Source organism: Vibrio gangliei, from assembly GCF_026001925.1.
GTDB lineage: Bacteria > Pseudomonadota > Gammaproteobacteria > Enterobacterales > Vibrionaceae > Vibrio > Vibrio gangliei.
Window position 1 is genome coordinate 503,761 of the sequence record NZ_AP021869.1, and the last position, 12,058, is coordinate 515,818.

The 12,058-nt window shown below is 44.0% G+C and carries 11 protein-coding genes; 7 read left to right on the forward strand and 4 right to left on the reverse strand.

The window, feature by feature from the left end; translation table 11 throughout:
• Positions 1-24: 24 nt before the first annotated feature.
• Complete coding sequence (parC, locus tag Vgang_RS02305; protein ID WP_105902213.1) at positions 25-2,298, forward strand: DNA topoisomerase IV subunit A; 2,274 nt, start codon at positions 25-27, stop codon at positions 2,296-2,298.
• Positions 2,299-2,423: 125 nt separating this feature from the next.
• On the opposite strand, the gene Vgang_RS02310 is transcribed toward parC, so the two are convergent.
• The 4 genes from Vgang_RS02310 to zapG form a co-directional block, all read right to left on the reverse strand.
• Positions 2,424-3,299 (reverse strand): DMT family transporter, encoded by an 876-nt coding sequence (locus Vgang_RS02310; RefSeq protein ID WP_105902212.1) that lies wholly within the window; start codon positions 3,297-3,299, stop codon positions 2,424-2,426.
• A gap of 43 nt (positions 3,300-3,342) precedes the next feature.
• Complete coding sequence (gene degS / locus Vgang_RS02315) at positions 3,343-4,407, reverse strand: outer membrane-stress sensor serine endopeptidase DegS (protein ID WP_105902211.1); 1,065 nt, start codon at positions 4,405-4,407, stop codon at positions 3,343-3,345.
• A gap of 149 nt (positions 4,408-4,556) precedes the next feature.
• Positions 4,557-5,930, reverse strand: coding sequence for a Do family serine endopeptidase (locus Vgang_RS02320; RefSeq protein WP_105902210.1), 1,374 nt, complete (start codon positions 5,928-5,930; stop codon positions 4,557-4,559).
• Between the two features lie 73 nt (positions 5,931-6,003).
• A complete protein-coding gene (zapG, locus tag Vgang_RS02325) occupies positions 6,004-6,441 on the reverse strand; it encodes a Z-ring associated protein ZapG (RefSeq protein WP_105902209.1) in 438 nt (145 codons plus the stop codon).
• Between the two features lie 177 nt (positions 6,442-6,618).
• On the opposite strand from zapG, the gene zapE reads away from it, so the two are divergent.
• The 6 genes from zapE (at position 6,619) to Vgang_RS02355 (ending at position 12,017) form a co-directional block, all read left to right on the forward strand.
• Positions 6,619-7,719, forward strand: coding sequence for a cell division protein ZapE (gene zapE / locus Vgang_RS02330; protein ID WP_105902328.1), 1,101 nt, complete (start codon positions 6,619-6,621; stop codon positions 7,717-7,719).
• A 336-nt stretch (positions 7,720-8,055) separates the two neighbouring features.
• The gene (gene rplM / locus Vgang_RS02335) at positions 8,056-8,484 is read left to right on the forward strand and encodes a 50S ribosomal protein L13 (RefSeq protein WP_086982200.1); all 429 of its coding nucleotides are present in this window, start codon (positions 8,056-8,058) and stop codon (positions 8,482-8,484) included.
• A gap of 15 nt (positions 8,485-8,499) precedes the next feature.
• Positions 8,500-8,892: a 30S ribosomal protein S9 gene (rpsI, locus tag Vgang_RS02340; protein ID WP_086982201.1), complete on the forward strand. Its 393-nt coding sequence runs from the start codon at positions 8,500-8,502 to the stop codon at positions 8,890-8,892.
• 526 nt (positions 8,893-9,418) lie between these two features.
• Complete coding sequence (petA, locus tag Vgang_RS02345; RefSeq protein ID WP_105902208.1) at positions 9,419-10,012, forward strand: ubiquinol-cytochrome c reductase iron-sulfur subunit; 594 nt, start codon at positions 9,419-9,421, stop codon at positions 10,010-10,012.
• On the forward strand, positions 10,012-11,280 hold the full coding sequence (locus Vgang_RS02350; RefSeq protein ID WP_105902207.1) for a cytochrome b: 1,269 nt from the start codon (positions 10,012-10,014) through the stop codon (positions 11,278-11,280). The genes petA and Vgang_RS02350 overlap by 1 nt, the downstream gene beginning before the upstream one ends.
• Complete coding sequence (locus Vgang_RS02355) at positions 11,277-12,017, forward strand: cytochrome c1 (protein WP_105902206.1); 741 nt, start codon at positions 11,277-11,279, stop codon at positions 12,015-12,017. Before Vgang_RS02350 ends, Vgang_RS02355 begins: the two co-directional genes overlap by 4 nt.
• Positions 12,018-12,058: the final 41 nt, after the last annotated feature.

The window sequence follows — 12,058 nt, forward strand, 5'->3', positions numbered from 1 at the left end:
ACGAGTGAAGAGAAAGGTTAATCAATGAGTTCTGAAATGACATTTGATGGTGTTGAACAGTTAGCACTACGCAAGTTTACAGAAGATGCGTACCTTAACTATTCAATGTACGTAATCATGGACCGCGCCTTACCTTATGTAGGGGACGGTCTCAAGCCGGTTCAGCGCCGTATTATTTATGCGATGTCTGAATTGGGCTTATCGGCAGCAGCAAAATATAAGAAATCTGCTCGTACGGTGGGTGACGTATTAGGTAAATATCACCCACACGGTGACTCTGCCTGTTATGAAGCTATGGTATTGATGGCGCAGCCGTTTTCTTATCGCTACCCGCTGGTGGATGGTCAAGGAAACTGGGGGGCGCCCGATGATCCAAAATCGTTCGCAGCGATGCGTTATACCGAAGCGAAGTTATCAAAGTTTGCTGAAATTCTTTTAGGGGAGCTTGGTCAAGGTACGGTGGAATGGACACCAAACTTTGATGGCACCATGAAAGAGCCAAAAATGTTACCGGCTCGCCTGCCACATATTTTGCTAAATGGCATTACAGGTATCGCGGTGGGTATGGCGACGGATATTCCGCCACATAACGTACGTGAAATTGCTAATGCCGCAGTGCATTTGATTGATAATCCAAAAGCTGAATTGCCGGAAGTGATGGAGCACGTTAAAGGCCCTGATTATCCAACTGAAGCGGAAATCATTTCACCTGCCTCAGATATTGAAAAGATCTATCGCAATGGCCGCGGCAGCATTAAGATGCGTGCGGTATGGCATAAAGAGAGCTCAGATATTGTCATCACAGCGCTGCCACACCAAGTCTCTGGTGCTAAGCTGCTTGAGCAAATCGCCAACCAAATGCGCGCTAAAAAGCTGCCAATGGTCGATGATTTACGCGATGAATCGGATCATGAAAACCCAACTCGAATTGTGATCGTCCCTCGCTCCAATCGTGTTGATTGCGATCAATTGATGAATCACTTATTCGCCTCAACGGATCTTGAGAAAAACTATCGTGTTAACTTAAACATGATTGGTTTAGACAACCGCCCTGAGGTGAAAGGCTTAATCAAGATTTTGCTTGAGTGGATTGAATTCCGCAAGACTACGGTACGCCGCCGTTTGCAATATCGTTTAGATAAGGTATTGGACCGCTTACACATCTTAGAAGGTTTGCTGGTTGCTTACCTCAACCTTGATGAAGTGATTGAAATCATCCGTACCGAAGATGAGCCCAAAGACGTGTTGATGGCTCGTTTCGCTATTACCGAGATCCAAGCGAATGCCATCTTAGACACACGCTTACGTAACTTAGCTAAGCTCGAAGAAATGAAACTTCGCGGTGAGCAAGATGAGTTAGAAAAAGAGCGTCAAAAATTAGAGCAATTGCTTGGTTCTGAGCGCCGTTTGAATACGCTGATCAAGAAAGAGATCCAAGCCGATGCTGAAAAATATGGTGATGATCGCCGTTCTCCATTGGTCGAACGCGCAGAAGCGAAAGCCTTAACTGAACGTGATTTAATTCCAAGCGAGCCAATTACGGTGGTCTTGTCAGAGAAAGGTTGGATCCGCCATGCGAAAGGGCATGATGTGGATGCAAGCTCGCTCAATTATAAATCCGGTGATGGCTACTTAGCCCATGCGCATGGTAAGAGTAATCAGCAAGCGGTATTCCTTGGTTCTGATGGACGCAGTTATTCGCTTGAATCTCACTCGTTGCCATCGGCACGTAGCCAAGGTGAGCCGATTACCGGGCGCTTAGGTATCTCAGAAGGTAGCCAAATTCGCCAAGTGGTGATGGGTGAAGAAGACCAATTATGGTTGATTGCTTCTGATGCCGGCTATGGTTTCGTGTGTAAAGGCGCGGATCTGTTGTCGAAAAACCGCAGTGGTAAAGCGTTGCTGAATTTGCCTGAAAACTCAGAAGTGCTACCGCCAAGCCCAATTTCAGATTTAGAAAAAGATGAAATTTTGGTGATCACTAATGATGGCCGTATGCTGCTATTCCCAATTAAAGATCTGCCTCAGCTTAGCAAGGGCAAAGGGAATAAGATCATCAATATCCCATCGGCTAAAGCGAAAGCGCGTGAGGAAGTGGTATCACAACTGATGGCCATTCCGTATGGCGTGAATATCACCTTGTATGCGGGTAAACGTAAACTAGGGTTGAAGCCGATTGATTTGGACAACTTCCGTGGTGAGCGTGGTCGTCGTGGTGGCAAACTGCCACGAGGCTTACAACGCGTGACTCGCATTGAAGTGGAAGCCAACAACTCTGTAAGTAGCGAAGAAGAGTAAATCCCTTCTTTGTTCCTTGGTCATCGAAAAATAAAAGCCGCTAGACATAATGTTTAGCGGCTTTATTCTTTCTCGGCTCTCGGCTCTCGGCTCTCGGCTCTCGGCTCTCGGCTCTCGGCTCTCGGTTATGTCCACATCACCAAAATAGCCGCGATGGCGACGAGAATTAACCCTAACCCATCTTTAATTTTGACTTTCTGTTTAAGCCATAAAACTGAAATCAGCATAGTAAAGAAGATCTCAACTTGGCCTAAGGTTTTCACATAAGGCACGGTTTCTAATGACATGGCGCTGAACCAGCCGATAGAGCCTAAACAGCTAGTGGCACTGGCTAAGAAGGTCAGCTTAGGTCGTTGCCATAAATCGACTAGGCTTTGCTTATCGGTGACGAATATATAGCCAACTAAGATCAGAGTTTGTACCGTGATAACAAGCCATAATACCCAGGCAGCGTTGTAAGGAAAGGGGAGATCGAGTGATAAACTGGCTTCACGAATCCATAAAGAAGTGAGCGCGAACGCCGAGCCGCAACACAGCCCCAAAATCACAGTTGAAAACGAGATGTTCTTCATTCCAGAGGTCGTGCTAAGCAGGAAAACCCCCACGCCGCCAATAAATACGCCCGTCCAACCCAATAGTGATAATTGGGTTCCAAAGAACAGCATGCCTAAAATGGCGGCAGCTAATGCTTCACTTTTAGCAAGCCCAGCACCGACAGCATAGTTATTGAGTTTAAATAATTGCACCATCAGTGCAGTCGCTAAAATTTGCATTAAAGCGGCGGCACACACAAATGAAACAAAGCGGTAATTAAATTGTGGCAGTGCAACGGGCTCAAGTTGATAGAGGATGATGAGGTAGATAGCCGCAATTGGGCTCGCCCATAAAAAACGCGATAAAGTGACAGCTAGGGTTTTGACTTCAGCGGCTAATTGGCTTTGAAATGCATTGCGCCATGACTGCATGAACGCAGCCATAAAAGTAAATAAAATCCATGTCATAGAGTGACTCTTTCATCCAAACGAGAGTGGGGTTAGAAGATCCTTATCCTCTTGGATCTTCTTCAATGGTGACGGGTAAGGTCAGTTTTTTGCCATCACGTAGAATATCTAAATTGACTTGAGTACCGGGACGTAATTCAGTCACCATTTCCATCACGCTTTGGCTATTCAGCACTTTTTGCCCATCAATTCCGACAATCACATCTTTCTCTTTCAGCCCAGCTTTATCTGCTGGAGCGCCTTCTGCAACACTGAGGATCACGATACCACTGACATGATCGATACCAAGCAGCCGGGCGGCCACTTCGTTCATATCCTGTCCATCGATGCCAATGTAACCACGGATCACTCGGCCATCAGCGATGATCTTGGTCATGATTTTATGCGCAAGGGTATAAGGAATCGCAAAAGAAATGCCGTAGGTTTCCAGATCGGTCGCTTGTTGAAACGAAGCGGTATTAATGCCGATAAGTTCACCACGAGTATTCACTAAAGCACCACCAGAGTTGCCTTTATTGATCGCAGCATCGGTTTGAATAAATGCTTGGCGACCATCGGCGCTGACCGAAGAGCGACCAATCGCAGAAATGATGCCGAAGGTAGTGGTTTGTCCTAAGTTATAAGGGTTACCAATGGCTAATACCACATCTCCGACTTTGGCTTTGTAATCTGAATTTTGCGGAATAACCGGAAGGTTGCTCATCTCGACTTTAAGAACCGCTATGTCGGTGCGTTTATCGGTTCCGACTAGTTGAGCGCTCGACACACGGCCATCTTGTAGCGCAACAACAATTTGATCTGCCTGGGCTACAACATGGTAGTTAGTAATGATATAGCCTTTATCGGAAACAATCACGCCCGAGCCAAGCCCTTGAGTTTTGAGCTTTAAGCGATCACCTTCGACGTATTGACGGCTATAAATATTGGCGACAGCCGGCCCGGCTCTATGTACCGCATGGCTGAATGAAACTTGAATATCATCAATATTCTCAGCTTTAGGTTCGGTTTCTATGCGTAAGATGTCCTGACGTAGTGATGGTACTGCGAGTAAAAGCACCGCAGCTGTTGCTAGGCCAATAAGAATAGGTCGAAGCAAGAATTTAACCATTGGTATCCTCAGGAGCAGGGAATGTTAAAATTGAGTGATGCCCAAGGATAGCACCGGATAGAAAGCAAAGAAAAGAGAAGTTTGCAGCCAAACTTCTCTTTGAATTTGAGTGATGAGTTTTTATCTTCGCATTCTTTCGTCTAGTCGAACTATTTTACGACTAAGTAGATCGTGCGATCACCGCGCTGAATGTTAAGCGCTAAAATGGCGCTCTTCTGTTCCAGTACCTTTTTCATGTCAGCGAGGTTCTTCACTCGAGTTCGGTTGACACCAATGATGATGTCACCTTGTTCCAGTTGGTATTGGGCCGCCGGTGACCCTTTGGCTATCTCAGCTATTTTTACCCCAGCTATTGGATCGCTGCTATCAGTATTGCTGAATTTTGCCCCTTCCAGACCTGGATGCAGATCCGACGCGCTCGCCTGAATTTGTTCTGCCTCACCGAGTGTGACGGTTTTGGTCAGTGCTTTACCGTCTCGTATCAGACCCAATTTGACCGTTTTGCCTGCGCCAATGGTGGCGATTTTGGCTCTGAGTTCACCAAAGGTATCGATTTTCTTATCATTAATAGAAACCAATACATCGCCTGCTTGTATGCCGGCTTTTTCAGCGGCGCTGTTTGGCATTACTTGGCTCACAAAGGCCCCTTTACTGCTGTCATACCCCATAGCTTCAGCAAGATCAGGGGTAATTTCTCCACCTTGGATACCTAATATGCCACGTTTAACGCCGCCAAATTCAATGATTTGTTCAGTCAGGTTTTTGACCATATTGGATGGAATCGCAAAGCCGATACCCACATTGCCGCCATTAGGGCCAAGGATAGCCGTGTTTATCCCAACCAATTCACCGTTCAAATTGACTAATGCGCCACCTGAATTCCCGCTGTTAATCGCGGCATCGGTTTGAATGAAGTTTTCGAAGTTTTCAATATTTAAACCACTGCGACCGAGTGCGGAAATAATACCGGAAGTCACGGTTTGACCTAGACCGAAAGGATTGCCGATAGCGACAGCAAAATCACCGACACGTAGGTGATCTGAGTCTGCCATTTTGATTTGAGTTAATCCTGATACCTTTTTGTCTAGCTTGATGATGGCAATATCAGAAAGTTTATCGCCACCAATTAAACTGGCTGTGACTTCACGTCCATCCGATAAAGCAACTTGTATTCTGTCGGCATCATTGATGACATGGTAGTTCGTGACGATATAACCATTTTCTGCATCGATGATGACCCCTGAACCTAGGCCACGGAATTTCCTTTCAGGTAATGACTGTGCCGGGAAATCAGGCCCAAAGAAAAAGCGGAACTGTTCAGGTATCGATTGACCATTGGTGTTTTTTTTGCCTTCAACCATCACGGAGACAACCGCAGGTGTCACTTGTTCCAACATAGGTGCCAAGCTTGGCATTTCTTGTCCGTTAACGATGCTTGGAAGAGAAGCGGAGGCAACCGCTGGGGTGAGAATCGCACTGAGGCTCAATGAAATAGCACTCAGAACAAGCAAAGGTCTTTTCATTCTAATACTCCTTTATTGAATACCGGAGTTATAGAGTAAAAGACCTTTGTAAAAGTTCCGTAAAAATGAAGAATTAAGAGGCTTTATTTAGCTTCTCAGTATCCTCTGAATGATTTTTCTGACCTTTCAATAAGCCTGTTGAGCCATTTGCATAGTCTTTAGGTTGAACATCGGTGATTTCTTCAATCTTATGTTCTTCGGTTGAGTTATCGGTGTTCTGACCTATGAACGGATTCTCTTGCTTAGGTAGATTTGGCAATAAATCAGAAGAGGTCTGTGCCATGTGCTGATACAGCTTGGTATAGCTTTTACCCAGAGAATCGAGCATTTCCGCCGTGTTTGAAAAATGATCGGATAGATCTTGGCGATGTTGCTCTAGCTCAAATTTCGTTGTTTCAAGCTCTTTTTGCAGTTGCTTATGTTTTTTGTATTCAGGTGTCATTAAACGGGCAATGATAATGCCGATAATGATACCGATAACCAAACCTACTGCAGCGTAAAGAAAAGCCATATAAGCTCCTTATCATTGATTTCTAACATGTTTGTTACGACTTGTTATACATGCTTTAAATACATGGTACTATGACACTCTCGCTTGATAAAGCAAAAGCTGCCCAAGAAAATCGTCTCACGTGGATGGGCCATTTTCTCAATATCTCACTTCGGTAATCATGGATGACATTGAATGATGACGCCTAAGCAACAGTATCAGTACGACATTGAGCATTCAGGGTTTCAGCCTGATTCCGCTCAACTTAATGCAGTCGAAAAACTGGAACAACTCTACCATCAATTTCTTGAGTATGTATCAAATCCGCCACAAAAGTTGAGTTTATTTGCAAAATTGTTAGGTAAAGAGGCTCGTGTGACGCCACCAAAAGGCTTATATTTCTGGGGTGGGGTTGGACGTGGTAAAACCTATTTAATGGATGTCTTTTATGATGCCCTGCCTTATGAGAAAAAAAGCCGCATGCACTTTCACCGCTTTATGCTGCGAGTTCATAAAGAGTTGGGTTTATTGAAAGAGGTCAGTGATCCGCTTGAAAAGGTAGCGGATATTTTAAAGCAAGAAACCGACATCATTTGTTTTGATGAGTTTTTTGTTTCTGACATCACGGATGCCATGATTCTGGGAACCCTTTTTGAAGCCTTGTTTGAGCGTGGCATTATTTTAGTCGCAACATCGAATATTCCACCAAAAGATTTGTATCGAAATGGATTACAAAGAGCGCGTTTTTTACCCGCAATAAAACTGATTGAAGAAAACTGCATTGAAGTGAATGTTGATAGCGGTATCGACTACCGAATGAGAACGTTAGAACAAGCGGAAATTTACCATTTTCCACTTGATGAAAAGGCAAGCGCCAACCTCGATAGTTATTATGTTCAGCTTAGCCGAGATCAAGAGAGAAGCGTTCAATCGATCCAAATTAATCATCGCCAACTTGACGTTCTGGGGAGTTGTGATGGAGTGCTGTACGCGACCTTCGCTCAATTGTGCGAAAGTATGCGTAGTCAATCGGACTATATTGAGCTATCACGACTTTATCATACAGTATTGCTGGCAGATGTGATTCAGATGAGCCGAGAAAAAGACGATGCCGCAAGACGCTTCATTGCTTTAGTGGATGAATTTTATGAGCGTAATGTGACGTTAATTATTTCTGCTCAAGTGCCATTACAAGAATTGTACACTCATGGTCAGCTAGAGTTTGAGTTTCAACGCTGCCAATCACGCCTAATTGAAATGCAAAGCTTGGAGTATTTAGCCAATGAGCATTTGGCTTAAATCAGTCAGGAGCGCTGGTAAATGCAAGATACTGGGCTAAATCGGCTTGATTGGTCGGTGATTTTTTCTGTTCGAGAAATGGAATTGAAATTTCTCGAATTTTTTTGCCAAAAATAGATGATTTTTCCCTCACTCTTCTCTATAATCCTGCGACCCACCGTTACTGCAGGTTGAGTTTGCTCTTTTAGTAGAGGAACAAAACACCGAGAGTGTCTACCACTCGAAGGGGTGAAGCATAGAGCTCTTAGACAGTGGGAATGAGTATATATGCTCATTAATAATGAATGGGAAACTCATTCCTTAAACTAGAATATTAATTTAACGGGTATTATTAGCATGAAAACTTTCGTTGCTAAACCAGAAACTGTAAAACGCGACTGGTATGTTGTAGACGCTGAAGGTAAAACTCTTGGCCGTCTAGCAAGTGAAATTGCATCTCGCCTACGTGGCAAACATAAAGCTGAGTACACTCCTCACGTTGACACTGGTGATTACATCATCGTTGTAAACGCTGAGAAAGTAGCTGTTACAGGTAACAAAGCGAAGGGTAAAATCTATTACCGTCACTCTGAGTTCCCTGGTGGTCTAAAATCAATCTCTTTTGAAAAACTGATTGATCACAAACCAGAAATGGCGATCGAACTAGCTGTTAAAGGTATGCTACCACGTGGTCCTCTTGGCCGTGCTATGTACCGTAAGCTAAAAGTTTACGCTGGCGCTGAGCACAACCATGCTGCTCAACAACCACAAGTACTAGACATCTAATCGAGGATTATCGAAATGGCAGAGAATCAATACTACGGCACTGGCCGTCGCAAAAGCTCAGCTGCTCGTGTTTTCATCAAACCAGGCAGCGGCAACATCGTAATCAACAAACGTGACCTAGACACCTACTTCGGTCGTCCAACTTCACGCATGGTTGTTAAACAACCTCTTGAACTTGTTGATATGGTAGAGAAACTAGACCTATACATCACTGTTAAAGGTGGTGGTATTTCTGGTCAAGCTGGTGCGATCCGTCACGGTATCACACGCGCTCTAATGGAATACGATGAGTCTCTACGTCCTGCTCTACGTGCAGCTGGCTACGTTACACGTGACGCTCGTTGCGTTGAACGTAAGAAAGTTGGTCTACGTAAAGCACGTCGTAAACCACAATTCTCTAAGCGTTAATTTTCTTTACAGGGTTTCCTGTATTGCAAATCAACGTCACCAGTTTTCTGGTGTGTGGTTACAAAAGCTCGGCTTCGGTCGAGCTTTTTTGTGTCTGCTAATCATAACTTTTAGCTTTATCTTTCCGTCTGCTATCAGCCTACATCTCCCCATATCTATCTATTTCTAAATGTTACTAAATATGTCTAAATCTTTTGGTTTAGAGGCATTTTCTCGTTATTTGTCAGCAAGTTTCCGTTTTATCTCTTCAACATTTACGTATAAAGGAACTGTTTTTAGCGGCTTTTGTGAAGTCCTAAACAAATATAGGTTACAGATGTTACGAAAAGGTAGCTTTACCTTGTCTGAGTGTGGCGCTTTATTTATCATTTGAGTGAATTTTATAAATATGTGCGCATGAATAAGCCAATAAATAGTGACTTACATGAGTCATTTTAAAAATAAAGTGCGCGTTGAGAGTATTAGGTCATCAAATCTATGGATTGGGCGACTCTTTTGTATCGAATACAGATTGGGAGATGTTTGGATGAGCAATGCGCCTATTAATAATGGCCGTCGGCGCTTTTTGACAGCCACCACTGCAGTAGTGGGGGGAATTGGAGCGGTAGCAGTTGCTGTGCCTTTTATTAAATCTTGGAATCCAAGTGACAGGGCAAAAGCAGCAGGTGCACCGGTTGAAGTCGATGTCAGTAAGCTAGAAGAAGGACAATTGGTTCGTGTGGAATGGCGAGGCAAACCGGTATGGGTTGTTCGCCGTTCTCAATCAACACTAACGGAACTTGATGCATTAGATGATAAGTTGCGTGACCCTTCCTCTGAACAAGCGCAGCAGCCAGAATACGCACAGAACAAATATCGTTCCATTAAGCCGGAATACTTTGTTGCGGTTGGTATTTGTACCCACTTAGGTTGTTCACCTACTTATTTACCGGATTCTTTTAGTGAGCAAGTACAAGGCGTGAAGTCTGGCTTTTTCTGTCCATGTCATGGTTCTAAGTTTGATTTAGCAGGCCGAGTATTCCAAGGCGTTCCTGCCCCTTTAAACTTAGTGGTACCAGAGCATGGGTACTTAAGTGACACCAGAATTATCATTGGTGAGAGTCGTGGAGGGGAAGCCTGATGCAAGCCTTACTAGATTGGGTAGAAAAACGTCTACCAGTGATGGATGCCTATAAAAAGCATTTGTCTGAATACCCAATGCCGAAGAACTTTAACTTTTGGTACCTTTTTGGTTCTTTAGCGATGTTGGTATTAGTGAATCAGATCTTAACTGGGATCTGGTTAACGATGAACTATGTGCCGTCGGGAGATGGCGCGTTCGCTTCTGTTGAATACATTATGCGTGATGTGGAATACGGCTGGTTGTTACGCTATATGCACTCGACTGGCGCTTCTGCTTTCTTCGTTGTAGTGTATTTACACATGTTCCGTGGCTTAATCTATGGTTCATATCAAAAACCGCGTGAGCTGCTTTGGATCTTCGGCATGTTGATCTTCTTGGTCTTGATGGCTGAAGCCTTCATGGGTTACTTGCTTCCATGGGGACAAATGTCTTATTGGGGCGCGCAGGTAATCATCTCTTTATTTGGTGCCATTCCTGTAATCGGTGATGACCTAACCTTATGGATCCGTGGTGACTACGTTATCTCAGGTGCCACATTAAACCGTTTCTTTGCACTACACGTTATTGCATTACCAATCGTATTATTACTATTAGTAGTATTGCATGTCTTGGCGCTACACGAAGTTGGTTCAAACAACCCTGATGGTATTGATACTAAGATCCCGAAAGCACCAGATGATAAGGGTGAGCATAAAACTCAGTTTAAATTCCACAAACAATTTACGACTAAATACAATATTCAAGATTCGATTCCTTTCCATCCTTACGGCACGGTAAAAGATTTGGTCGGTGTGGCTGGATTCTTGTTCTTCTTTAGTTATGTGTTGTTCTTTAACCCAGAAATGGGAGGTTACTTCCTTGAGCCGCCTAACTTTGAGGCTGCGAACCCATTGAAGACACCTGAACACATTGCTCCGGTTTGGTATTTCACACCTTTCTACGCAATTTTGCGTGCGGTGCCTGATAAGTTACTCGGCGTAGCGGCAATGGGAGCATCGATTCTGTTCTTATTCCTACTACCGTGGTTTGATCGCTGTAAAGTACGTTCATACCGTTACCGTAGCAAATGGCACCTATTAAATATTTGTCAGTTTGTTGTGTGCTTCATTGGTCTTGGCATCTTAGGTACTTTGCCTGCAACACCGTTATACACCTTGTTGTCGCAAATCTTTAGCTTAGGATATTTCATGTTCTTCGTATTGTTGTTCTTCTACAGCAAAAACGAGGCAACCAAACCATTACCAGAGAGGGTCACATTCAAATGAAAAAGTGGATTGTAGGACTTTTTAGCCTGATGTTACCTCTGTCTGTAATGGCAGCGGGAGGTAATGTTCATTTAGATAAAGCGAACAACGACTTAACCGATCAAGCCTCGTTGCAGCGTGGGGCACAAGTATTTATGAATTACTGTGCTGGTTGTCATTCAACGCAATATCAACGTTACCAGCGTGTTGCTAACGATATTGGTATTCCAGAAGATCTGATGATGGAAAATCTGGTGTTTGATCCTAACGCCAAAATTGGTGATTTGATGACAAACGCCATTCCAGCCGATGATGCGGGTAAGTGGTTCGGAACGCCTCCACCTGATCTCACATTAGTGGCTCGTGTACGCGGTGTGGATTGGTTGTATACCTACTTGCGTTCGTTTTATTCTGATCCATCTCGTCCATTTGGAGTAAACAATATAACTTTCCCAAATGTGGGCATGCCGCACGTATTGGAAGGTTTGCAAGGGATCCCTGAACCCGTGTTTGAAACCCAAGTCATTGATGGTGAAGAGCATAAAATCGTGGTCGGCACTAAAGTGTCAAAAATGGGCGAGTTAACCACAGAAGAGTACGACAATACGGTACGTGATCTAGTGAACTTCCTTGAGTACTCTGGCGATCCCGTTAAGTTAGAGCGTCATGCCTTAGGTTGGTGGGTCATAGGCTTCTTAGTGATCTTTACTATTATTGTGGTATTGCTTAAGAAAGAATACTGGCGTGATGTGCATTGATTAGGGCGGTTTTCAACTTTTATGGCTTTTAGAGCTAAGCT